The organism is Sodalinema gerasimenkoae IPPAS B-353 (assembly GCF_009846485.1).
Lineage (GTDB): Bacteria > Cyanobacteriota > Cyanobacteriia > Cyanobacteriales > Geitlerinemataceae > Sodalinema > Sodalinema gerasimenkoae.
Genome location: NZ_ML776472.1, coordinates 3,391,245 through 3,415,198 on the forward strand (window position 1 = coordinate 3,391,245; position 23,954 = coordinate 3,415,198).

Annotated in this window: 22 protein-coding genes; 11 read left to right on the forward strand and 11 right to left on the reverse strand. The window is 53.4% G+C overall.

Going from position 1 to position 23,954, the window contains the following annotated elements; translation table 11 throughout:
- Nucleotides 1-14: 14 nt before the first annotated feature.
- Nucleotides 15-722 (forward strand): ribonuclease III, encoded by a 708-nt coding sequence (gene rnc / locus L855_RS14725; protein ID WP_159789243.1) that lies wholly within the window; start codon nt 15-17, stop codon nt 720-722.
- Between the two features lie 14 nt (nt 723-736).
- On the opposite strand, the gene sipA is transcribed toward rnc, so the two are convergent.
- From sipA to L855_RS14770, 9 genes are all read right to left on the reverse strand, one after another.
- On the reverse strand, nt 737-955 hold the full coding sequence (sipA, locus tag L855_RS14730; protein ID WP_159789245.1) for a regulatory protein SipA: 219 nt from the start codon (nt 953-955) through the stop codon (nt 737-739).
- Nucleotides 956-1,018: 63 nt separating this feature from the next.
- On the reverse strand, nt 1,019-3,844 hold the full coding sequence (locus tag L855_RS14735) for a hybrid sensor histidine kinase/response regulator (protein ID WP_159789247.1): 2,826 nt from the start codon (nt 3,842-3,844) through the stop codon (nt 1,019-1,021).
- 71 nt (nt 3,845-3,915) lie between these two features.
- On the reverse strand, nt 3,916-6,675 hold the full coding sequence (locus tag L855_RS14740; RefSeq protein ID WP_159789249.1) for a methyl-accepting chemotaxis protein: 2,760 nt from the start codon (nt 6,673-6,675) through the stop codon (nt 3,916-3,918).
- A 54-nt stretch (nt 6,676-6,729) separates the two neighbouring features.
- A complete protein-coding gene (locus L855_RS14745) occupies nt 6,730-7,095 on the reverse strand; it encodes a response regulator transcription factor (RefSeq protein WP_159789251.1) in 366 nt (121 codons plus the stop codon).
- 102 nt (nt 7,096-7,197) lie between these two features.
- Complete coding sequence (locus tag L855_RS14750) at nt 7,198-9,036, reverse strand: methyl-accepting chemotaxis protein (protein ID WP_159789253.1); 1,839 nt, start codon at nt 9,034-9,036, stop codon at nt 7,198-7,200.
- Nucleotides 9,037-9,038: 2 nt separating this feature from the next.
- Nucleotides 9,039-9,665 (reverse strand): chemotaxis protein CheW, encoded by a 627-nt coding sequence (locus tag L855_RS14755; RefSeq protein ID WP_159789255.1) that lies wholly within the window; start codon nt 9,663-9,665, stop codon nt 9,039-9,041.
- Nucleotides 9,666-9,674: 9 nt separating this feature from the next.
- On the reverse strand, nt 9,675-10,898 hold the full coding sequence (locus L855_RS14760) for a response regulator (protein WP_159789257.1): 1,224 nt from the start codon (nt 10,896-10,898) through the stop codon (nt 9,675-9,677).
- Nucleotides 10,899-10,977: 79 nt separating this feature from the next.
- The gene (gene asnS / locus L855_RS14765; RefSeq protein ID WP_159789259.1) at nt 10,978-12,366 is read right to left on the reverse strand and encodes an asparagine--tRNA ligase; all 1,389 of its coding nucleotides are present in this window, start codon (nt 12,364-12,366) and stop codon (nt 10,978-10,980) included.
- 23 nt (nt 12,367-12,389) lie between these two features.
- Nucleotides 12,390-12,722 (reverse strand): sll0565 family protein, encoded by a 333-nt coding sequence (locus L855_RS14770; protein ID WP_159789261.1) that lies wholly within the window; start codon nt 12,720-12,722, stop codon nt 12,390-12,392.
- Nucleotides 12,723-12,864: 142 nt separating this feature from the next.
- Between L855_RS14770 and L855_RS14775 the strand changes: the two genes are divergently transcribed.
- Complete coding sequence (locus tag L855_RS14775) at nt 12,865-13,158, forward strand: DUF6439 family protein (RefSeq protein ID WP_159789263.1); 294 nt, start codon at nt 12,865-12,867, stop codon at nt 13,156-13,158.
- Here L855_RS14775 and L855_RS14780 read toward each other — a convergent pair.
- The gene (locus L855_RS14780; RefSeq protein WP_159789265.1) at nt 13,155-13,613 is read right to left on the reverse strand and encodes an ATP-binding protein; all 459 of its coding nucleotides are present in this window, start codon (nt 13,611-13,613) and stop codon (nt 13,155-13,157) included. The two genes, L855_RS14775 and L855_RS14780, sit on opposite strands and share 4 nt — an antisense overlap.
- A 352-nt stretch (nt 13,614-13,965) precedes the next feature.
- Between L855_RS14780 and L855_RS14785 the strand changes: the two genes are divergently transcribed.
- The 5 genes from L855_RS14785 to L855_RS14805 all read left to right on the forward strand — a co-directional run bounded on the left by L855_RS14785 (nt 13,966) and on the right by L855_RS14805 (nt 19,457).
- A complete protein-coding gene (locus tag L855_RS14785) occupies nt 13,966-15,195 on the forward strand; it encodes a geranylgeranyl reductase family protein (RefSeq protein ID WP_159789267.1) in 1,230 nt (409 codons plus the stop codon).
- A gap of 335 nt (nt 15,196-15,530) precedes the next feature.
- Nucleotides 15,531-17,027, forward strand: a complete 1,497-nt coding sequence (locus tag L855_RS14790) for a glycosyltransferase family 2 protein (RefSeq protein ID WP_159789269.1) — start codon at nt 15,531-15,533, stop codon at nt 17,025-17,027.
- Between the two features lie 127 nt (nt 17,028-17,154).
- The gene (locus L855_RS14795) at nt 17,155-17,514 is read left to right on the forward strand and encodes a YtxH domain-containing protein (RefSeq protein ID WP_159789271.1); all 360 of its coding nucleotides are present in this window, start codon (nt 17,155-17,157) and stop codon (nt 17,512-17,514) included.
- Nucleotides 17,507-17,893: a DUF948 domain-containing protein gene (locus tag L855_RS14800; RefSeq protein ID WP_159789273.1), complete on the forward strand. Its 387-nt coding sequence runs from the start codon at nt 17,507-17,509 to the stop codon at nt 17,891-17,893. The genes L855_RS14795 and L855_RS14800 overlap by 8 nt, the downstream gene beginning before the upstream one ends.
- A gap of 121 nt (nt 17,894-18,014) precedes the next feature.
- Nucleotides 18,015-19,457: a hypothetical protein gene (locus L855_RS14805; RefSeq protein WP_159789275.1), complete on the forward strand. Its 1,443-nt coding sequence runs from the start codon at nt 18,015-18,017 to the stop codon at nt 19,455-19,457.
- Here the strand turns inward: L855_RS14805 and L855_RS14810 are convergent.
- Nucleotides 19,411-20,508 (reverse strand): YdcF family protein, encoded by a 1,098-nt coding sequence (locus L855_RS14810; RefSeq protein ID WP_159789278.1) that lies wholly within the window; start codon nt 20,506-20,508, stop codon nt 19,411-19,413. The genes L855_RS14805 and L855_RS14810 overlap by 47 nt on opposite strands.
- Before the next feature lie 189 nt (nt 20,509-20,697).
- On the opposite strand from L855_RS14810, the gene L855_RS14815 reads away from it, so the two are divergent.
- The 4 genes from L855_RS14815 (at nt 20,698) to L855_RS14830 (ending at nt 23,920) form a co-directional block, all read left to right on the forward strand.
- Nucleotides 20,698-21,360, forward strand: coding sequence for a pentapeptide repeat-containing protein (locus L855_RS14815; protein ID WP_159789280.1), 663 nt, complete (start codon nt 20,698-20,700; stop codon nt 21,358-21,360).
- A gap of 232 nt (nt 21,361-21,592) precedes the next feature.
- The gene (gene rimP, locus L855_RS14820) at nt 21,593-22,045 is read left to right on the forward strand and encodes a ribosome maturation factor RimP (protein WP_159789282.1); all 453 of its coding nucleotides are present in this window, start codon (nt 21,593-21,595) and stop codon (nt 22,043-22,045) included.
- A 130-nt stretch (nt 22,046-22,175) separates the two neighbouring features.
- Nucleotides 22,176-23,651 carry a transcription termination factor NusA gene (gene nusA / locus L855_RS14825; RefSeq protein ID WP_159789284.1) on the forward strand — a complete coding sequence of 492 codons (1,476 nt, stop codon included), beginning with the start codon at nt 22,176-22,178 and terminating at the stop codon, nt 23,649-23,651.
- A complete protein-coding gene (locus L855_RS14830; protein ID WP_159789286.1) occupies nt 23,648-23,920 on the forward strand; it encodes a YlxR family protein in 273 nt (90 codons plus the stop codon). The genes nusA and L855_RS14830 overlap by 4 nt, the downstream gene beginning before the upstream one ends.
- Nucleotides 23,921-23,954 lie beyond the last annotated feature (34 nt).

Consider the following 23,954-nt stretch of genomic DNA (forward strand, 5'->3'; position numbering starts at 1 on the left):
AAAGCAGAGATATCATGACAGAACTGAGCGGTCTTACCTTTAACAATCCAACCCTATTAGACCAGGCTCTCATTCATCGCTCCTATGCCAACGAATCGTCTGAAACTGTTGAAAATAATGAACGGTTAGAATTTTTAGGCGATGCAATCCTCAACTTTATTAGTGGCTCTTTTCTCTATCAAACCTATCCTGAGTTTAGCGAGGCACAACTAACAAAACTTCGGTCAAAATTGGTTGACGAGCCTCACTTAGCACATCTGGCACGACAGCTTCGACTGAATGACCTGATTCAACTGGGACAAGGGGAACGGCAGGCAAACGGCACTGAGAAAGATTCAATTCTCAGTGATGCCTTTGAAGCGGTGATTGGGGCCTATTTCCTCGATGCTGGAATTGAGGCAGTGCGGGAGTTTGTTGAACCCTTACTGAAGCGGGCGATCGCCCAACTCGAAGAAAATAACGACCTAGACGGACAACTGAGCAATCTCATCACCGATGCCAAAAGTCGCTTACAAGAATGGGGTCAAAGCCAGCATGGGGTTCCCCCAACCTATCGCCTTGTCGAAGAACAAGGAAAACCCCATAACCGTACCTTTGTCGTCCAAGTCTTGATTCAGGGAAAGGTCTGGGGAACCGGCACTGGCCCACGCAAGCAAAAGGCAGAAAAACAAGCAGCCCAAGAAGCACTCCAGCAATTGAAAGCAGACGGATTGATGCCCTAGTAAAGCCAGACGGCTCAAGCGTCCACCAACTCCAGATATTGGCTATCTAAAAGATAGGTTCCTCGTTCAAACTTAACCGTCCAGGTTCCCCCCGGATTACGGGTAATGGCCACGCCTTGTGTGCCAAGCTCGAGAAGATTGGGGGGACGTAGCATCGGCATGGGGTCTGCTGTTTTGAGGTAAGGAGGACGACTCACTAACCGCACGGTTGCCCCCACAGTCAACTCAGCCATAATCGGTTAATCATTAAACATGAATAATTATTAGTTAACAGGAGTGAACAGTGCCCTGTCAACTCAAGTGCGGTCAACCATTAAAAGCTGCTCAATCGTTGCTAACAGTTCCGCCGGAGCAACGGGTTTCCCAAGATAGCTATTTGCTCCCAAACTTTGGGCTTTTTGGCGGTGGCGATCGCCCGTACGGGAGGTTAAGACAATGGTTGGTAGGCCATACCAACTGCCATGCGCGCGAATCCGTGCCAACAAATCAAAGCCATTGAGAATCGGCATCTCAATATCCGTCACCAATAAATCCACCTGTCCCTGTCGTTGCTCTAACTTTTTCCAGGCTTCTTGTCCATCCCGACAAGGAACCACCGCAAAGCCAGCAGAACTCAAAATCCGTTCGAGCGATCGCCGGGCCCCGGTGGAGTCTTCGGCAATCAAAATCGTCGGCACCTCTCCCCCTCGTGAACTCCCCCCAGATGGAGACTCAGCCCCCGTCTGGGGAGTCACGAAGGTCTCCTTAAGAAATCTTGGCAAAATCGTAGGAACCGCCTCCCCTGTCCCCAAAATGGCACAGCCTGCCAGATAGGGAGGAATCGCTACCGTGTCATCAAACGGTTTGAGAATCAAGGGTCGTTCATCGGCAATGCGATCAATGGCCACCGCCAGAGGCTCCGCCGCTCCCCGCAGCACCAGCACCACTCGCGGCCGATGAGACACTGTCCCCATATTGGGGTAGGGCAACAAATCCCAGAGGGGGACCAAGGACAACACCTGGCCACGCCAGGTCATGGACTGTTCTACCGTCTCTGGGGGTCTTTCGAGGGGTTTAGTCCGTGCCAATCCTGGGGTCAACCGTTCGGGAGCGGTCAACAGCTGCCCCACACCCACCGCATCATCATAGGGCAACACATCCAAGACTGTATCGCTGGGAATGGCCACCAACTGCTGGCCAATCTGACAGAGCAACACCGACAGCAAATTTAAACTCAAGGGTAGCCGCACCGTAAAGGTGGTTCCTTTGGAGGGAATCGTATCCACCTCCACTGTTCCCCGCAACTGTTGCACCTGAGTCCGCACCACATCCATCCCCACGCCCCGGCCTGAAATATCACTGACCGCATCCGCCGTGGAAAAACTCGGCTCAAAAATCAAATTCAGCAGCGTCCCTCGGGGCAACCGACTCATCGAGACCCCCGCCTCCAACACCCCTCGCTCGACGGCCTTACGGTACACCGATTCGAGGTTAATGCCGCGACCATCATCGGCAATGGTAATCACCACCTCACTGCCCTCGGTACGGGCCCCCAGGTGAATCTGGGCCAGGTCCGGTTTCCCTAACAGGCGGCGTTCTTCCGGGGCCTCAATCCCGTGGTCTAAGGCATTATTTAACAGATGGGTGAGGGGGGTTTGTAGCTGTTCGAGCAAGATGCGATCGACCAGGACATTCTCCCCAGAAATCTCCAAGCGAGAAGCTTTCTGACAGCGGCGATTGAGCCGTTCGAGCTGGGGAATAAAGCGTTCGGCGAAGATCTTAAAGGGAACGAGGCGTGAGGTGGTGACTTCGTCATAGAGATGATCCAAATCTCGGCGGACTTGCCCGAGATCCTGAGCTAATTCACGGCTGACAATATCAATATCGAGGCGGGTTTCCTGAACCTGGGCGATCAACTCCTCAAAGGTTTGTAAGCTACTATGGAGCGTCGTATAGCGGTCTAATTCCAATAAATCAAACTCCCCAGGCTCCTCGCTGGCGGCTTCCGGGTCGGGAGAATGGTCCAGGGTGGAGAGGCGATCGTAGAGGGTTTGCACATCATCTCGAACCGGTTTCACTTGCTGGACGATGCGCCGTAGGGTTTGGCTAGCCTGTCTGAGTTGCCGTTGTTGTAGGGTGAGACGCTCATGGGAGACAATCAGCTCCCCCACCAAGCTTCCCATTAACTCCATCCGTTCTAGGGGAATCCGTAACTGTTGTTGTCGCAGGGAGGGGGCAGTGGGGACGGAAGACAGTTCACCCCTACCGGCCCGGGCCGTGGTCTCCGCAGCAGCGGCGGTAGAGGAGTCTGGGGTAACTGGGGCACTGGGGGAACTACCCCCCTGGGACTTTCCCAGCACATCATCGCTGTTGAGGTGGGCTAGATAGGCCTCTCGTTGCGATCGCACGCTCGTCAGAAGCTGCTGCGCTAGACCCTGTAAGGAGGAATCCTGGTGTACCCCTTCCCCCCCCTTCTCTAACTGGGGACTGGCCTCATCGATGATCGTCACCAGCCAATCCAAGCCATAGGCCTCACCGAGTAACAGACATTCATCGAGAAATAGGGCGATCGCCTCGGGCAAATTGGGCTGCTCTTCCTTAAGATGGGTCTCTAGGGTCTGTAAACAGGTTTCCAAATCCACCGTGAGGGCCTGTTGAATCAACCGGCGCTTACCGGGGGAGAGACCCTCCGATGGGGTTGAACGCGCCTCAGGCTCTGTCTCTTGGAGTTGCGCCTGAAACTCCCTCAGCGCCGTGAGCAGGGTCGCATCGGGTTCCAAATCCATCCCCTGAGCCTGAGCCGACTCCAACAAGTCCGTGAGGGTTTCGAGGCCCTCTTGCAACAGATGGAGGGCCGTCTCCTGTTGCTCTCCCTGAATTTTGCCCTCATTCCAGGCTTCGAGGAGGTCTTCGAGGGGATGGGCCAAACGGCTCAACCCCGGCATTTGCGCTACCCCCGCCCCACCCTTAACGGAGTGAGCGGCCCGCATCAGAGCCTGATAGTCAGGGGACTGGCCCGCAGTCAACTGTTGCAGCCCCTGTTGCAACGCCTCCAAATAGACCGGGGCATCCTCTTCTAGGAAACACTGTCGGGCCTCCTCGGCGATCGCCGCCAACACCGACGGATCAAGACTATAATTCATAAGGACTTTGGTGAGTGAGTAGGGGCAAAAAACGTTTCCCCCCTACAGGGCAGTGAATCGTGACTGAATCGTTAGAGTCGGAACTGAGCCACCGAATCTTTGAGGGTGGCAGCGGCTTGGCGCAGTTCTTCGAGGGATTCTGTGACCGTTTGCGCCGTGGCCGACGTATTTTCCGTCATAGACGAGACCTGTTCCACCATTTGATTGACCTGTTTCGAGGCCGAGCGTTGCGTGGTGGTATTTTGCGAGATGGCTTGAACATATTGGTCAATGGTTTGACTGAGATCTGCCAATCCTTTCAGGGTTTGTTTCGTTTGAGCCACCCGTTCCGTTCCTTCGGCCACTTCTGACTTACCCACTTCCATGGCCTGTTGCACTTCCACGGTATCCTGCTGAATAATCTCGACAATTTGCTCAATGCTGCGGGTGGCTTCCGTGGCTCGTCCCGCCAGGCGACGCACCTCTTCGGCGACCACGCGGAAGCCCTGACCATATTCCCCAGGAACCCGGGAGGCTTCAATACTGGCATTGTAAGCCAAGAGGTTGGTTCGTTCAGAGATTCCCGAAATAATCGTCAGAATTTGTAAAATTTGCTTGAAGGAGTCCGTGAGGCGATCGACTTTGCTGGCGGTTTCAGCCACGGCGGCACTAATGTTTTTAATACTCAACACCGTCAAGTCCATCACTTCTTCCCCATCGCGAGCGGTTTTTGCCCCCTGCTGGGCGATCGCCGCCGCCTGTTGAGCGGACTGGTCCACCACCCGAATTGACTCAACAATCTGAGCCACCGTCCCCAAGGTGCGGCTAATCTCCTGAGCCTGAACCGTCGCATCCCGAGATAACTGTTGCATCACCGGGGTATTATTCGAGGCCAGGTCATTGACTTGGTTGGCAATGCTTTGCACCTGAGACACCAGTTCCCGCAAGCGAATAATCGTGGTATTAAAGGCATCGGCGATGGAACCGACGGCCCCATCCGTCACCGCCGCATTAACCGTCAAATCCCCCCGTTGCGCCCCTTCAATTTCCAGCAACAGATTCATCACTCCCCGTTGCAGCCGTTCTTTTTCCCGTCGTTGCTGTTCAGCTTCCTGGCGACGGAGGGTTTCCTGCTGTTCCACTGAGGCCATATTCACCTCAATGCTGACCGCCATCTGATTGAGTTCCTGAGACAAAATGCCAATTTCATCGGCCCGCTCCGTACTGTGAACCCGAACCCCTCGCTCGCCCCGACCCACCCGTTGAGCAAAGGCAGCCAAGTCTTCTAGGGATTTGGCAAAGGCTTTAGCCACTACGATGGCAATGCCACTAACAATCAACGCCGCGCCGCCGCCAACGGCCAACCCCAGCAGTTGTTGAGCGCGCACCAGTTGTTCGAGTTCCGTTTGGGGTCGGGCCACGGAGACCATGCCAATGGGGGCTACCTCAGGATTGGTGCGACGGGTATGGTCATACAGGGGACGATAGACCGTGAGATAATTCTTACCATCGATGTTTTCCACCAACGAGACGTTATCCTGTCCTGCCTGCAAGACCTGCCGCACCACCGGGGCAGGGGCCAAGGTGCCGATGGCTCGGGTTCCATCTCCGGCATCGATATTCGTATTGACCCGCCAATCTTGGGCATAGACCGACAGGGCCTCAGCGCCAAAAAGCTGCTGAAATTCATCGAGAAGGGCGTGATGTCGGTTATGGAGAACCCCGACGATGGTAGTCCCCACGATCGCCCCCTCCAGACGCACTGGGAAGACTACGACGGTGGTTAATCCGGCTTGGAAGTCATCTACATCCAGGGCAAAGTCCCGTTGTGAGAGGGGCAACGGGGGCGGCTGGGTGATCCGGGCCAGGGACTCTCTCAGGGGAATTTTGGCTTGAGGTTCGAGGCCTAAGCGGCTAATAATACCTGACGGGAGGATTTCAATGCCCCGTTGCGGCTGACCGGTTTCGAGTGCTGCTCGCACAATATCGAGATCCCCCAGGGCGATTCCCGGTTGCGTCTGGATGCGCTGAAATTCAGCGGCGGAAATCTCACGATCTGGCTCAGGAACCGGGGGATAGGGGGATTCATGGAGGGCGGACGTATGGATTTTAATCCCTTGGGCGACGGTGTTGCCCTGAGCATCGGTGAGAATGCGAAAACTCTTGGTGGTATCAGCACGGTTGCGATCGCCCGCGGCCAAGGCTTCGGTGGCTAGGGCATCGAGATAGCGGCGTTCTTGTTCAATTTGCTGGGGGTTGCTGAGGTTAATATCCCGCACGGCGACCAGTTGGGAAAGGTTTTCAGCTTCGGTGAAACTATCATCCTCGGTCCACATGACATAGTCAGTTCCCCAACTGGCGACATCGGAGTTGAGTTGAGCGAGGAAGTCTTCTTGAACCCGCTCCTGAGTTCGGGCCACCAAAAAGAGGGTGGTGATGGCCACCGGAATCACGGAACCGCTCACCAGGAGGATGGTGAGTTTGTGGGTAAAGCTGAGATCTTGCCAGCACCGACTCAACCAGTCTTTTGCCGCTTGGGGGAGAGAGGACAAGCCATCTCCTGAGCCAGAGGCCCCGGAGGAGGACGCAGTTGCTGGGGCAGTTATAGCTGGGTTGCTCTCGCCCAGATGATTAAGTGCTTTGCGGGCACTAATGCCGTAAAAGCCATCTGGGTCTTGCTCGATGAGATCTTCATAGAGCGATCGCGCCTGCGTCAAGTCTCCAGACTGCTCACGGCGATTCGCGTCAAGCAGTTGTTCGAGGAGCGGGTCCCCCTCAGCCGCTTCGGTAGGCGAAGGATTCGACCGAGGTGGGGAACTATCGGACAGAGATCGGACAGGGCGATCGGACATGTTGGAGCTGGGGGTAGGGAGAACAGGGATGCCAGGGAGAGTCAACCTGACAGGCTACTGGATATGCTGATACACCGCATCGAGGAGTTCTTTGGGAGCATAGGGTTTAATCAAATAGGCTTGCGCCCCCTGCCGCAGGGCCCAGAAGCGGTCAAATTCCTCACTTTTGGAACTACAAAATATCACGGGGGTATCTTTCAGCTCAGGGTTTTCGCGGATTGTTCGACACAATTCTAAACCGCTTTTTCCCGGCATGACAATATCTAAAATAAAAAGATGAGGCGGGGTCATGGACTTGAGTTTTTCCCAAGCCTCGTCAACGGCACTGGCGAGGGTCACTTGAAATCCGGATTGTTCTAGTAAGGCCCGCATCATCTTTTGTTCAGCGTGACCGTCTTCAACAACAAATATATGTTTCATGGCGTTTAGAGAATTAGTGCGGATAGGATGGGACTTAGGGTATCAGTCCTAGGGGGATTTCGGGATAGGGATAGGGCCCCCGGATTGTCATGAGCCAGGGACCTAGGACGACTCAATTTGAAATTTTGCCATGGCAGACTTGAGGATCTCAATATCTTGAACCAGTTGCTGGAGATGCCGATCCACCTGGCCTGCCTCCTCAAGGGTGCTTAGGGACTGGCTATAGATGGCTTCCATCACGGGGGTAATGGTTTCAGAACTATCCAGATGGGGGTCTTCGGTGTTTAACCCTTGTTCTAAGGCCGTTTCGATGGTGCGGGAGAGGTCAATGACCTGTTGGAGGCGGGTTTGGGTATGTTGCACACAGCGGGTGCTATTGACGACATTGCTGGTTCCCGCTTCTAGGACATCTAGCACTTCGGCGGTTTCCTGCTGAATGCCATTGATGAGCTGTTCAATATCAGCGGTCGATTCGCCAATTTGCACGGCCAAGCCTCGGACATCATCGGCAACTTGACGAAATCCTGCGCCTCGCTCGCCGGCCCGGGCGGCCTCGATGGCGGCGTTAAAGGCCAGTAGATTGGCCCGCTCCGAAATCCCAAAGACAACGGTCAGGATTTGTGAGACTTCCTGGGCGGACTCTGCCAGACGTTTGGCTTTTTTGGAACTGTTGGCAACGGTACTGCGGAGGGCATCAATACTGGTGACGGCGTCGGAACGCTCTTGGCTACCCTCGGCGACGGTTTGGCTAATCTGTTGGGCCAGGGTCTTGATGTCCTGGTGACTCTGGCTCAGTTGGCTCAGGCGCTGACTCAGGGCCTGCACGTCTAAGCGGACGTTGTCGAGATCGTGGCATTGGTGTTCGACGTCTCCGAGGAGATCCTGGGCGGCCTGATGACTGGTTTGGCCCTGTTCCTGAAGGCGATCGCTCACCTGGCTAATTTGGCTGATGCTGCGACGTAGGGCAGCGAGGGTGGCATTATAGGCGTCGGCGATCGCCCCGATGGCTCCATCGCTGAGGTTGGCTCGGCCGGTGAGGTCGCCGCGACGGGTGGCTTCGAGCCGTTCTAGGAGATCCATGGCCTGTTGTTGCAGCCGTTGTTTCTGTTGTTGCTGTTGGTAGTTCTCGCGATCGCGCTGTCGTTCGACTTGTTTGAGTCGGTCTCCTTGATAGGTGAGGCGATCGATCATCTCCCGGATTTGTTGGGCAATGATGCCAATTTCATTGCCGCTGGGGGTGATATCTAGGCGGGCCAGGGGGTCCTCTTGGTTCACCGCTTCGCTATAGTCGGCGATCGCCCCTAATTGCTGTCCCCAACGATGGAACCGGGGCAAGATCAAGGCCAGGGTCACCAGGGCGCTACCACTGGCCAGCAGCCAAATGATTAGGCTGGGACGACTTGAGGGCAAACGAGGACTCTCTAGCTGTTCTTCGAGTTGCCGATCTAAGGGCAAGTCCTCTGGGGGAGGATCGAGAGGGGGACCGAGAGGATCTTGGGGGCCTGGAGAGAACCAGAGACTGGCTAATCCGGCGGTGGCGAGGGGAATGAGGGCGGCGGCGATCGCCATGAGTTTGAGTTTTAGCCCCAGGGAGAGTCCCCGTCGCTGGGGACGCGCTGGTGGCGGCATGGGGGTTGCACTGCTGCTGGTCACCGGGGAGATCGTCAGTGGGGTTGAGAGGGGATTATGTTCCCCAAACTGAGTATCGGCGGGTTCCTCCCCGTGAGGGCTGTCCCCTAGGGCTTTGCGCGCACTTTGTCCCCAAACGCCATCATGATCTTGGTCAATAATCTGCTGGTACAGCTCCCGTGCGCGATCAATTTCCCCGTTTTGCTCAAATTGATTGGCTTTCAATAACAAATCCAGCAAGTCCAGGGAATGGGTGGAGCTGACGGTATCTGGGTCCATGTTGGGGCTGAGGTCAGAGTAGGGTTGAGCCATGATTACGACCGATGTAGGGGCGAAACATCCTTCGCCCCTACAGGGGCGGTAGTTGTTGAGCGACGCCGGGATACGGGCTGTCCTTGTAGGGCATCTAACAAGGCTTGGGGATCTAAGACGGCAACCCCATCGCGACCGTCATAGACTACTTGGGACAAGAGCGGTTGTAGTCTGGGTTTAAGCCGTTGCGTCACCGGATGCGATCGCGAGGCAGTAAAGACTCCTTCGAGGTCCGATGCTACACAGGCCACAGTTTGCCGTTGTCGGTTGATTCCTCGTCCATGGGGGCGATCGCGATGCGTCTGGAACTCCCCATCGTCAGTCTGGGAGGTTTCAGTCATCGATTCCCCTTGGCCGCGGTCACGGGTTAATAACAAAGCCTTCACCGCCTGACCGGGTAAATTTAACCGTTGCGAGGAGCGTAACGAGGGCAGTTCTAAAAATTGACTGGTATCTAACACCCAGGTTAAAATCCCCTGGCGATTGATAACCCCCAATAAACTGGGGATGACTCCCGGAATGGGACAAATCAATTGTCGATCAATTTGCAACGCTGCATCAATAGAATCTAAGGGCAAGGCGACCCGCACCTCTCCTGAAACTCGAATTTTAAAGTAGTCTCGTTCCATGGGTTCCCCTTAGACATCGACGGGGTTGTTTTGTAACACTTTACCAATCGATTCTACCAAATGTTCTGGATGAAAGGGCTTGGTAAGGTAGAAATTCACCCCCAAGGTCTTGGCCCGAATGCGATCGAGAATGCCATCTCGCCCGGTGAGCATAATAATGGGAATCTCCCGCAGTTGACGGGATTGCCGCAACATACTACAGAGTTCATAACCGTCAATATCGGGCATATTCACATCCATTAAAATCGCCGCCGGTTTCTGTCGAACTAAGGCGGTTAGGGCTTGAGCGGGTTCCGTAATTCCTAACACCTCATATCCCGATAATGAAAGAATCCCCCGCACCTGTTTTTGAATCGTTTTACTATCATCAATACAGGCAATCAGGGGGCGAACTTCAGGTTTACTCGGCGCTGGAGCCTCGGCGGCTTTGCTGGGGGGCGCTGTACTGGCCGCCGGGGGATCGTCAATTTGGGTGACAAGAATCCCCTCATTGAGAAAGGGTTGCACCCAGGCTACAAGGGTTTGGACCGACACCTTAAGTAAGTTAGAAATCTGATAGAGGGAAAGCCGCTTACGAAAAATACTGGCGGTGGCTTGAATCAGTTGATCTGGCTCATGGGCCGAGCGTACCGGAAGGGGATTGCGATGACATCCGGCCCGAAAACGCACCTGTTCTTGATCCGGAAGATAGAGACGCACAAAGGGAGATGGTAGTTGTTTGCGCCATTGTTGCCATTGCAGGGCCATTTGCCATAGGGGGGCGGGAATGTCCGACAAGGGGGTTTCCATTAACACCGGATCGATTTTAGACCCTTTGGAAAACTCAATTTCCGTCGCAGGCAGTGCCAAGACATGAACCAAGGCCTCCAAACTCAAGCGCATCAGTAACTGACGCAGTTTGGACATGGGCAATCCTTGGCCATGCCACCAACGGCAGAGTTGGGGATATTCATTCTCGCTGTCACTAAATTCGAGTTTGGCCAGGTTGGGTTGAATGGTGCGAACTAAACATTGTAGGCGTTCGGTTTTGCCCGTTACGCTGGTGGCATAGGTGAGTTGACCGGCTCTGAGAAATACCTGCCAACTGACCTGTGGATCCTGGGGATCGCCAACGGTGAGACACCCAGAGACTTGTTTACTGACAAGATGCTTGATGGCTTTACGGGGATGCGTCACTGTGCGGGTGATACGTAACCCAGTATTACCGGTCTGAGGGGGAGAATTACCAGTCATGGTTGCTGTGAACAGTTGACAGTTGAGAGGTTGCGGCTGTGGGGACACAGGCCATCCGTGGGGGCGGGATGAGGGCCCTTTAGAAATCAATGCTCATCGGCGCTCGGGGAAAGGGGATAACATCGCGAATGTTACTCATCCCGGTAATAAATTGCACCAGACGCTCAAAGCCTAGTCCGAATCCAGCATGGGGAACGGTTCCATAACGTCGTAAGTCGAGATACCACCAGTAGTCTTGTTCGTCTAGTCCGCTAGCTTGGAGACGTTGCTGGAGGAGATCCAGACGTTCTTCACGCTGAGAACCGCCGATAATTTCGCCGATTTGCGGAGCTAGGACATCCATGGCAGCGACGGTTCGCCCATCGTCATTGGCGCGCATATAAAAGGCTTTGATGCCAATGGGGTAGTCATAGAGAATCACCGGTTTGCCGATGAGCTGCTCGGTGAGGTAACGTTCATGTTCTGATTGTAAGTCGATCCCCCATTCAACGGGAAATTCAAAGGATTGGTTAGACTGTTCAAGTCGGGCGATCGCCTCGCTGTAGGTCAGCCGCTCAAAGTCATTATGGATAATGGCTTCGGCACGGGCCAGGACGGTTTTATCGATGCGTTGGTTGAAAAAGTCGAGGTCTTCGGGACAGGTGGTGAGGACGGCGTTGACGATAAATTTAAGAAAGTCTTCGGCTAGATCCATGTCCCCCTTGAGGTCACAGAAGGCCATTTCCGGCTCAATCATCCAAAATTCTGCCAGGTGGCGTGAGGTGTTGGAGTTTTCGGCGCGGAAGGTGGGGCCGAAGGTGTAGACGTTGCTGAAGGCCATGGCCATGACTTCGGCTTCGAGTTGACCGCTGACGGTGAGATAGGCGGGTTTGCCGAAAAAGTCTTGTCGGTAATCGACGGTTTGGTCTTCGGTTTTGGGAATGTTGGCTAGATCGAGTTGGGTGACGTTAAACAGTTCACCGGCCCCTTCGCAATCGCTACTGGTGAGAATGGGGGTGTGCATCCAGAGGAAGCCTCGCTCTTGGAAGAATTGATGGACGGCGTTGGCGGCACTGTTGCGAACCCGGAAGACGGCGCCGAGGGTGTTGGTGCGCGATCGCAGGTGGGCGATGGTTCGCAGAAATTCAAAGGAGTGACGTTTTTTCTGAAGGGGATAGGTTTCGCTGTCGACGCCGCCGTAGAGATGAATCTGTTGGGCGTGCAGTTCCAGGCGTTGTCCTTTGGCGGGGGAGTCCACCAGGGTTCCTTGGACTTCAACGGAGGCTCCGGTGTTGAGGTGTTTGAGGAGATCTGGACCGGCGACCTCTGGAGCGATGACAATTTGTAGGTTGGCCAGGGCAGAGCCATCGTTGAGTTCGATAAAGCTAAAGTTTTTGAGATCCCGTTTGGTGCGAATCCAACCCCGAACAATGACAGTCTCGTCGGGATGACCGTGGCGTAGAATATCCAGAATTTTGCGGTGTTCCATAGCTTAAGCGGTGGCGGCGTCTGTCAACTGGCACATGATTTTAATATCCAGCCTACAACAATGCCTAAGCCTAGGAAGCGCAGGGCCTGCCAAAAGGGTTCTCGTAACTCCCGCCAGGAGAAGAGTTGACTCTCTAGACGGAGTTCTAGGTCTTGCAGTTGTTGCTGAATCTGTTGCAGTTGCTGTTGCAGGGTTTGTTGCTGTTGGCGATCGCCTTTGACTTGCGCATAGCGGCGTTTGAATTGGTCTAGGGCGGTTTCTAGCTCCTGTAAGTCTTGCTCGATTTCTGGCTCAGCGGCGTCAGGCTGACTGTTCGGAGGGGACGGTTCGGGGGGGCGATCGCGATGGGAAGGCATGGGGGTATGGGGAAATCAGATCTGTCATTCACGCTATCAAAAATTGACCCATTTCTGGAACGATTGGGACATGGCTGTGGTTGCCAAGCGGATTGAACGTGTCAAAATAGGAGTTAACGACCCTTTGCGTTTCCTATTGATTATGACTGTCTCTTCATCACCGACATCCCGTCAGACCCCAAGCCCGACTCTTGATGAGTTGGACACCCTAGAACTGGCTCAGGCTTTAGCGGAACGCCTAGCGATTCCAGAACGGGATTGGCATCGTCTCAAGTCCAACCGCTCTGTACGCGCCCAGGAGCAACTGGCAGCCGCTTTAGTCTTTTTACTGAAGAATCATCCCGAAGAGGCTCTCCCTCGCCTTGAGTACGCTGTGGGGTGGCTCAATCGCTCTATTTCTGCTCCGCCTTGTCCGCAACATGGCGATCGCCGTTAGTCGTGACTGCGACGGCGTGTTTTCGGGATACATTTTCCGAGGTGCAGTTCTCGTTGATGGGGATACCATTCCACCCGATCAAAAATCTGCCGGAGGATGTAAAAGCCCCGTCCGCATTCTGAGCTATCCTCCGGCAAGTCATGATTGATGCGTTCACAGCAACATTGTCCACAAGGCTCAGCTCCTTGATCACAGATAGTCCACCAATAGACATCGTTACTCGCCCAGAAGCGAACGGCGATGGTTTTTTGGGTATCGAGCTGATTACCGTGAGTCGCTGCATTGACGAGTGCTTCTTGGAGGCCTAGACGAATTTCGGGTTCTAGGTCAGGAGGAATTTCACTGAGAAGAAGGTCAAGAATCGGACACAGATAAAGCGTCGAAGCAAAACTGATTGTCCCTTGGCCACGCCCACTCGTCGGTGACAGGGGAAGAGCCATTACTGAAAAAACCATGGATCTCTCAGCTTAATAGAGGTTTGCAAGGTCTAAGTGATAGGGTCATGGGGGTTACCGCATGTATCTAACGCTAACGCTTTTATTCTAGCGAAATCTTCCCAGAAATCGTCAGAAAATGCAAGTCGACCGTCTTTGAACCCTTGAGGAGCACCCTGCAAATGGATCGACTAATACTAGGATAACCAATGCCATGAAGAGGGCTTGCATTGAAAAAGCGCGAGGGAACTCCTCTGGAAACTCTGGGGAGGTTTTTAGGGAATACAGCGCTGAATTTGGTTAAAATGCGCAACCGCAAATACGTTGAATACGTTTTTCGGGCTATCACCGTTTTAAGGGGAGTGAACTCAATATGTCATTAAGCTATGACCTGATTGTCTGTGGGGGGGGTCCCTCGGGGGCCACGGCTGCTCTCAAAGCGGCTCAGGCGGGGTTACGGGTGGCGCTGATTGAGAAGCAGCGTCTGCCCCGTCATAAGCCTTGTGGTGGGGGAATGCCCTTGCGGGTGGGCCAGTGGCTACCTGGGGGCATTCCTGAGGGGGTGGTGGAAACGTCAGTTCGCCATCTCTATCACACCTGGAAGTTTGAACAGGGCCATCTTGGGTCTGTCTGTCGCCAGGCCCCGGAGGGGGAGGCGAAGGGGTCTTCCCTGGATTTGTGGATGGTTCAGCGACCTCAGTTTGATAATGCCTTAGTGCGGCAAGCTGAAGCGGCGGGGGTGACGGTTTGCGATGGTTTGGTGGTGCGATCGCTCCAGCTCGATGAGCAGGGGGTGACGGTGCAGGCCTCGAATTTAGGGGCCTCTCGCCAAACCACCTGGAGGGGGCGATCGCGTTATCTGATTGGTGCCGATGGGGCCAATGGGGTGGTGGCCAAGGCCGTCAACCTGCGATCGCGGCAACGTTTAGCCTTTGCCCTAGAAACGGAACTTCCCCATGATTGGGACGCTCGTCATCCCCATCTACGTCCAGATGTTGCCCACCTGGACTATGGGGCCGTCTCTCGCGGCTATGGTTGGATTTTTCCCAAGGGGGACAGCCTCAATATTGGTGCGGGGGTGTTTTATCCCCCTCGGGGCAAACAGGGGAACTTCCGCCGCCTGCGTCAGGAGTTGGAACAGGTGATCGAGGGCTATTGCTCCAAGTTCCAGCTCAATCCCCAGCGTGAGTCCTACCCCCTATACGCTCATCCTCTACCTCTTTGGCAGGGCCGGGAACCTCGACAGACGTCTAAGGGACAAGTTTTATTGGTAGGAGATGCCGCTGGATTAGTGAATCCCTTTTTCGGGGATGGCATCTTGCATGGGATTAAAAGCGGGGTGATTGCCGCTGAGGCGATCGCCAGTGGCCAGGCCCATCAGTACAGTCGGCGTCTCCATCAAGAGGTGGCGTTGAACTTTGATGCCGCACGACTCCTAGCTAGCTTTTTCTATCGCTTTCCTCACTGGTGTTTTACCCATGTTGTTCAGCGTCCAGATGGAACAGAAGTAGCGGCTCGACTTCTGGCCGGAGATCTGACATTTGCCCAAGTGTCCGGACGCTTTGCGACCTACGTTGGACGCACAATAATGAGAGGAGTGTGATGCCCCTGAGGGGTCTTAAGTGAATCCACTTAGGCGACTCTACCGAGGCGGCATTTCCTAGCCAATGTGAGGAGAACCTATCGGGTCCCAAACCAGTTGCGTAGCATAAAAGTTAATTTTGGGGGTGTGGGGTTTTACCCAGTCGGTGACAGCAGCATCTACAATTAAGACATCTGGGTTTAGTCTGGCCACCCCGATTTTTCCACGACTCACTGTCATTAAGTCCCTATGTCCCCCCCCAAAGCCAGCCCACATGCCAAATGGGGAATCCTTGCTTCTGAGACGTCGCGGCTTGGTTTTGACCCCTCTTAACTCACCGTTCACTGCCATAACCAATGCAATTTAGCATCGTCATCACAACCTATAACCGGTTAGCCTTTCTTAAACGAGCCATCGAGACAAGTTTGGCACAATCTTATCCTTGCGAAGTCGTGGTGATTGATGACTGCTCTAGTGATGAGACCCAAGCCTATGTCGAAAATTTGCAGCAACAGTTAATGGCCGAAGGCAACAGTCGTCTGATTTATCATCGCAATGCCAGCAACTCTGGACATTCTGCCAGTATGAATGCCGGTGTGAAATGGGCTTCAGGAGACTGGATTAAACCCCTCGATGATGATGACTACCTCCACCCAAACTGTATACGGCAGATGTGGCATGCCATCCAAAAAAATCCTAGCGCCGTGATTTGTTCTTGTCAGGCCGATCAAGTGACGCCAGAGGGTCACCCCCTCCATCGCACTCCTCGTGCCGGCCCCGGGAAGGCCTTTGTGATTCCCCAGGAAGATATTCATTATGGAATGCTCCTAGAGATTGTTCCGTTTGGAACCCCAGTGCAGGTGGCGTTTAAGCGATCGGCATTCTTAGAGGTTGGGGGATGGGACTCTCAATTTGATGGAAACTGTGACGATATTGACTCTTGGATTAAAATCTCCCAGTTAGGAGATGCAATTTTCCTAAATAAATGCCTCGCCTACCGAACCATGTGGGATGGAGCCTTGAATCAAAAGCTTTCTTTACGGAAGCGACTGGAAACCAATATCTTAATGAAGAAAAAAATTTATGATTGTGTTTCCCCGCAATATCAGGAAAATATCCCAAAACTCAACCATGTTATTTCGTATTTGCGTCTTCATTGGGCAGCGGTTGCCTTCAAGCAAAAGCAGTTCAAAGAGGTTCTGCCAATCTTATCATTATCCATGTTTTGTTTTCCGGCTTGGGAGCTGTTAGTTCGAGCTATTATTTTTCGTCAAAGTCCCTGGCTTTCTCGTCCGGGTTGGTTTAGAGAGCATCCCTTTCGCTTGCCGAGCGAACCGTTGTTTTCCAATCTTAAAAAATCAGCATCTCATCCAGTCAAACTAGAAGCCAGTCGCTACAGTTTGCAGCTCCAACAAAGTTGGGTGGAATTCAAGAAGCGCCAATGGAAAACAAGCTGGATTCTTGGACGTAGTGCAATTGTGAAACTATTGCAATCTCCAATTTCTTATCATTTCTCATCCCGCTGGAATATTCGCAAGATTCCCTTGTATCAACAAGCCAATGCCAACGCCATGTTGCTTGAAGATATTTATGATATTTTGCAAAAAAAATATCAATCTGACATCCCAGATTTGAAAATTTTACAACATTATCTCCACTTACGTTGGAGCTGGGCAGCCTTGCGACAAGGGAAAGTCTGTACGAGTGTGCGTATTGCTTTTCCCGCCGTATTGAATCGCCGAGCTTGGCAGACTTGGCTAAAAATTGTACGCTTGCAACATCAACAGGAACGTCAAAACTCCGTACGACGGCGCCTGATTGATAGTCTAAAGGATCCCCATTCGGAATCTTAGAACGGGAACTATAGACGGTGTTTGGGCGCTCACAACGCCTGTGGGGACCCCGATCGCCCCTGCCGTCAGAACCTCCGGTTCAATGTCACAATGAATCCAGAGCCAACCCTGATACCCTCGTGTGATTATGTCGAACAATCGTAGCAGTAGCTTTGTCGGAGGACTGCTCATCGGCACTGCCATCGGTGCCATCAGCGGCGTTCTCTTGGCCCCCAAATCTGGGAAAGAGACTCGGCGTGTCTTGAATAAATCCCTACAGGCTATGCCTGAGTTAGCTGAAGACATCTCCTCAAATGTGCAGTTACAAGCCGATCGCCTCTCGGAAAGCAGTTTACGTAACTGGGATGCTACCCTCAAACGACTACGGGAGGCGATCGCCGCTGGCGTGGTGGCCTCTCAACTCGAACAGGAACGCCTAAACCGGGCTGATTCCGCTGAAACTCCCTCCAATTCTGTGACCGATCGCATAACACAGCCCCGTGAGTGACCCTATTTTTTGGTTAGGATTATCCGTTGGCCTCGTCGCCACCAGCCTGGTGACGGTATTGATTGCCTTACTGCCGGCAGTTGGCGAACTGCAACGAGCGGCCCGCAGTGTGGAAAAACTGGCAGATACTCTATCCCGAGACTTACCTCCAACTCTAGATGCGCTGCGTTTAACGGGGTTAGAACTGGGGGAACTCTCCGAGGATGTCAGTTCTAGCGTCAAAAATGCCTCAGATGTGGTTGAACAAGTCAATCAAAGCGTCACTGAGGTCCAGAAAGGGGCCAACTGGCTGCGAGGAACCAGTCGCAGTTTGGGCACCGGCGTGCGGACAGCCTGGACTGTTTGGCGCAATCCTTCTACACTCCATCAAGATGACTGAGGATGCTCTGGCTGACGTTACTATTGGTTCAACGCTCCCGTAGCCGTCTCGCGCCTTGTCTAGTCTGATATCGTTTTCAGCTTGTCTGTCCTCTTGATGCCCCTTGCTCCATTTCCGCCCTATGAAACCTCGCCAGCGTAAAAAGCATAAACTGAAACAGCACCGTTCCCTCTGGTTTGAAAAACTGATGGCCCTGATTGCCGTGTTAGATGTGGGCCTGGTGCTATTCGATCTGAGTTATATCTCCTGGCGGGACTTTTACTACCGCTATGGCCCTGAGGCGTTACATCAAGGGTATGACCCCGTTAAGGGAATCGAACCCCATCGAGATACGGAACAGTATCTTGATACCGTCGATGAGCTGATGGAACAAGTGGCCGCTACTGGGATTCAGTCCGATGAGGTGGTGCCGCTGTTGGAGGAACTTGGCGATCGCAGTGACATGATGGTGGACGAGAACCCCTTTCAACTGGCGGACAAAACCGGGGATCTCGAACGGATTAAAAACCGGATGCGCGATCGCCTCGATGAGGAATCGGCGAAAGACGCCTTTCGGGAATTTTGGAGTCAAGAGCACCTCACTTCAGCCTCGTGGGGGCGAGAAATGGACTTCTTCGACTCGCAAATTCGTCCTCACATCGAGATGAACTATTTTCGTTCGATTAGCATTCGAGGCACCTTTACGGATCGCTTTTGGATGATCGATGGTTGGTTTATCTTGATTTTCGGCTTAGAGTTCTTAGCCCGAACTTGGACAATTGCGCGGCGGATTAACATTCCCTGGCGCGAGGCCTGGCTGCTACGTTGGTATGATGTGTTATTCCTGATTCCCTTCTCAGGTCTGGGCTTTCCCATCTTGGCCCTGTCGCGCCTTATTCCCCTAAGCTTTCGGTTAGATGACTCCAAGTTAGTAGACCTCAAGCCCCTGCGTCGTAAAATCAATCAAGGGTTGGTCGCTGCCTTAGCGGGTGAAATCACGGAAACGGTGGTGGTTCGAGTCATTGATCGTATGCAGGATGCCATTGAAAATGATGGTGTGATCAATTTAATTAATGGGTCAGGACAAGAGTATATTGTCCTCAACAATCGCAATGAAATGGAAGTGTTATCTCAGCAACTGGTGCGGATGAGTTTGTATGAGGTCTTCCCGGAAATTAAGCCAGATTTAGAAGCCCTGCTGCTTCATAGCTTTACCAATGGCATCAAGGATATGCCCCTCTATCACAATTTACAAAATCTGCCGGGGATGAAGGATCAACCGGAACAACTCGCGCGGGAGATCATTAGCCGTGGCACGAATGAGTTTCATAATCTCCTCAAAGGCATGGTTGAAGACCCCGTGGGAGCGGAACTGTTCAATCACATGCTTGAGAACTTCACGAAAGTGATGCGCCAAGAAATTGGCAAACCGGATAATGCCAGCGAAATTCAGATCTTACTCTCAGATTTCCTAGAAGAGATGAAGATTAACTATTTCCGCCGGGAGGAGATCGAGGATATTGAGGACTTCGAGGCGATTATTGAGGAAACGCGTCAGTTGCGAGAAGCGGCTCAGAAAAAGTAAATTCGGGACGGGAGGCGGCCAGTTGACATTCTAAACAGGTCAGTTCCGTGGGCGAGAGCCAACCCCGGAGAAAGTAGTAGATGGTGAGTAGGTATTCGTCTGTGAGTTGGGTCGCTAGGGTCAGACCCTGGTAACTCGGCATCATCGCCTCTAGGGTGAAGACGGGATCTTGCGTCTGATCTGGGTCGACAAACGCCACATAATCCGTAGGACGAGGAATCACTGCCATTCCCCCTTGCACAAAGGAACTGGCACTGCGATACATCGATAAGGCTCGGCTCACCAAAATAATGGGGGAGTCGATGTTATTGTCGGCCAGCAGCTCTCGTACCCCTAAGACGCTCTGGCGTAGATTGGGGGAGGTATTGTCAACCAAAATACTGGTGCTGGGAATCCCGAGACGGCGTAGGAGTTCGGCGGCGAGTTCGGCTTCGTTGGTGGAACGGGCCGGGTCGTCTGAGTCGGGATCTGGGGGGGGAAACCGCAGGGGATTGCCACCGCTGACGATAATACGGGTGATGCCCCCGGCTTGGTAGAGTTGATTGGTATAGAGAATCAGGTTGCCGCGATCGCCCAATTGCAATTGCGATCGCCCCTCCACCTGTGGCTCCGTTGTGTCATGAGCTAATAACACGAGGGTTTCCGCTGTTTGTCCTTGGGTTATACGAGCTAAAACCGAGACCTGCCGTTCAACGGAGTTGTGGTAAATCCATTGCCAGAGAAAGGGAGTGCTAAACAGCCACAGCAAGATAAAGGCACTGCGAATCTCATTCTGGGCAGCTTTACTGATGACCCCACTTTTGAAGCCTCGCAAAGCTTGGGCCAGCAGCAGCCAAACAATCCCCAGGGGTTTAAAGGGTAACGAGAGAATGCCCCAGGCCGTTGTGGCCGTGCGATCAGTGGGATCGACGAATAACAAGATCACGAACACGGCCAACAATAAGCCACCTAGAAAGGTGAAGTAGGCCTTGGGAACAATCCTGAAAAAGACATAGAAGAAGATAATGAGAACGAGTAACCAGAGTAGGACTCGTGTCAGGACTAAAAACATGGCGTTCCCTGTTTCTCACCGAAACCATTGTGACCATGCCCCCCAGCCTAGCTGAGTCTGCGAGCCACCAAATGTGAATTTAGGTTTCGGGTTTTGACTAATTGTTGCAATCTTTAGGTTTTCTTTAGAAGTGCCGATAAGATGTGTAACTGGGAGCTTTCGGGTTCTGAGAGTGTGAGAAACATCGCCATGAATGTCAGTCATCTTTTGAGACGATATGAAGCGGGAACAACCCAATTTCAGGGTGTTGACCTCCCCGGAGCCAACCTAGTTCGCGTGACCCTGATTGCCGTAAATCTGAGCCAGGCAAATTTGATCGGCGCAAATTTGCAACGGGCCTTTCTGACTAAGTCCATCCTAAACCAGGCCCGTTTGAACTGGGCCAAGCTCAACTATAGCAAACTCAGTGACTGTCAGGCGATCGCCGTTGATTGTACTAAAGCTGAACTCTGCGGCATCTTCGCCGTCAACGCCAACTTTTCCCAGGCTCAACTGAGTGGGGCGAACCTGCAAGGGGCGAATTTGCGGGGAGCAACCCTACAAGGGGCCAATCTACGAGGAGCTGACCTGCGAGGGGCTAATCTACGAGGAGCTGACCTGCGAGGGGCCGATTTAAGCTGGGCCAACCTATCGGGGGCGCGCTTAATCGATAGCCAACTCGAACAGGCTCAACTCACTCACGCTAACTTTAATGAGGCTTATCTCAACGGCAGTGACTTGCAATTTCTAGAAACCGCCAGCCGACAGCCCGAGAGCAACCTAAGAACGGCCCGTTGGGTAGGCCAGGTTCATGGGCGGGGAAACCGTAAGGCCAACTCGCTCCCCAGCAGTCTTATGCTATTATCATCCTAAGCAGGCAGTGCCAATGGTTAGACACTCTGCCTGAGAAGATCAACCAGCTAAACGAATTCTGGCTTGTGGCTGTGAGTAGCACAACTACTCAAACACCTGTGAATATCACGCCTCTAGGGGGTTTCATGGAAACTCCACATTGCAGAGACCTCTGATAGTCCAGGGGAGTCAACTTGTCCAGCCGATCTGGTGAAGTGGGTATGCGCCCACTTTTTTTGTTGCTATTTGGCTTATGACCCATCCGCTGATTCCTCAAATCTTAGACCTAGCTACCCCAGTCGCCCAAGATCTGGGATTCGACGTCGTCGCTGCGGTCTTCCAAACCAACCAGCGCCCTCCTGTGTTACGGATTGATATTCGTAACCCTAAGGATGAGACGAGCCTCAACGATTGTGAAGCCATGAGTCGCGCCCTCGAAGCGGTGCTCGATGCCAGCGACTCCATACCCGATGCTTATATCTTAGAAGTCTCCAGTCCTGGACTATCAGATATCTTGAGCAGCGATCGCGACTTCATCGCCTTTAAAGGCTTTTCCGTCAGCATTACGACCGAACAGCCCTATAAAGGTCAAACTCATTGGACGGGTCATCTAATCGAGCGCAACGACGAGAATATTCGTCTTAGTTGTAAAGGAAAGGCGATCGCCATTCCCCGTTCCCTGGTGGTCAACGTGCAACTGAACTAACCCGAAGCCACACCCCACCCCCCATCAGACCGTTTGTCCGGCGACCCATCCGGCAAACCCCGAGGGAATCGTCCCTCAGATCCCTATTGTCCACGACTCAGTCGAACGTTTATCAGGAGAGTGAAACAGAATGTCTATGGTCAGCCTGCCCGGATTGGCAGAAATGATCGATAACATTAGCCAAGAACGGAACTTACCCAAACCCGCTGTTCAAGCAGCACTCCGGGAAGCCCTCCTTAAAGGCTATGAACGCTATCGCCGCACCCAACGTCTCGCGAAAGCCGGTGGAAATGAAGCTGATGGCGCCCAATTTGACGACGACTACTTTGAGAACTTTGAAGTCGAACTCGACGTCGAAGAAGAAGGATTCCGCGTCTTGGCCACCAAAGCCATTGTCGAGAACGTCAGCATCAGCGATCGCGAAATTTCCCTCAACGAGGTCTTAGAAGTCGCCGCTGAAGCGCAACTTGGCGATACCGTCGTCCTCGATGTCACCCCAGAACGGGATGACTTTGGACGCATGGCCGCCATCCAAACCAAACAAGTTCTCGCCCAAAAACTACGAGATCAACAGCGCAAACTCATCCAAGAAGAATTCCTAGACCTCGAAGGCGAAATCCTCCAAGCCAGAGTCTTGCGCTTTGAGCGTCATTCCGTCATCGTGGCCGTCAGCAGTGGCTTTGGCCACCAGGAAGTTGACGCCGAACTGCCCAAGCGCGAGCAACTCCCCAACGACAACTACCGGGCCAACGCCACCTTTAAAGTGCTGCTGAAGCGAGTTTGCGACGGTCCACATCGCGGTCCCCAGTTGCAAGTTTCCCGCGCCGATGCCGGCTTAGTGGTTTATCTCTTTGAAAACGAAGTCCCCGAAATCGAAGACGAAATCGTCCGCATCGTCGCCGTGGCCCGAGAAGCCAATCCCCCCGGACGCTACGTCGGCCCCCGGACGAAAATCGCCGTCGACACCCTAGAACGAGATGTGGACCCGGTCGGAGCCTGCATTGGTGCTCGGGGATCGCGGATTCAGGTAGTCGTTAACGAATTGCGTGGCGAAAAAATTGACGTGATTCGTTGGTCTCCTGACCCCGCCACCTACATCGCCAATGCCCTCTCCCCCGCTCGGGTTGACGAAGTTCGCCTGGTGGATGCTGAAGCGCGACAAGCTCATGTGCTTGTACCCGATAACCAACTGAGTTTAGCCATTGGTAAAGAAGGCCAAAACGTTCGTCTAGCGGCTCGTTTAACTGGCTGGAAGATTGACATCAAAGACACCGCTAAATACCTGGCTGATTTGGAACAGCAACAACTGGCTGAGCCGGAGCCCGATCCAGAGGTTACCCCCATCACAGACTCGGCCCCCTCTGAGGCGATCGACGCGGCGGCGGAGTCTGAGGATCTCCCAGACACTGCCCCAGATCTCGACTCAGAGCCAGACATGGCGGCTGAGGCAAGCTTGAGCGGATCTCTCGTCAGCGAGGAACTGGACTTAGAGCCAGATGCAGAGATGCCTCAGGAGGACGAGCCACAGGCCCAAGCCGACCCCTCTCAGGACGAAGAGGCGATCGCCTCAGAATTTCCTGAAAAATTTAATACTCGCGAAGGATGAAACCTAACATTCGACGGTGTATCAGTTGTGGCAAGGTGGCCCATAAGGCTGCCTTCTGGCGCATCGTCCGAGTCCATCCATCCCATCAGCTACAATTAGATCGAGGGATGGGGCGGTCGGCCTACATCTGTCCCCAAGCCGACTGTCTAAAAACCGCCCAAAAAAAGAACCGACTCGGACGCACCCTTAGAGCACCTGTACCGCCATCGGTCTACGATAGCTTGTGGCAGCGTCTTGCTCAGAATGACCACCGAACGGTTAACACCTAGCGCTGCTATTGATACGACGAATCCACCATTCGCC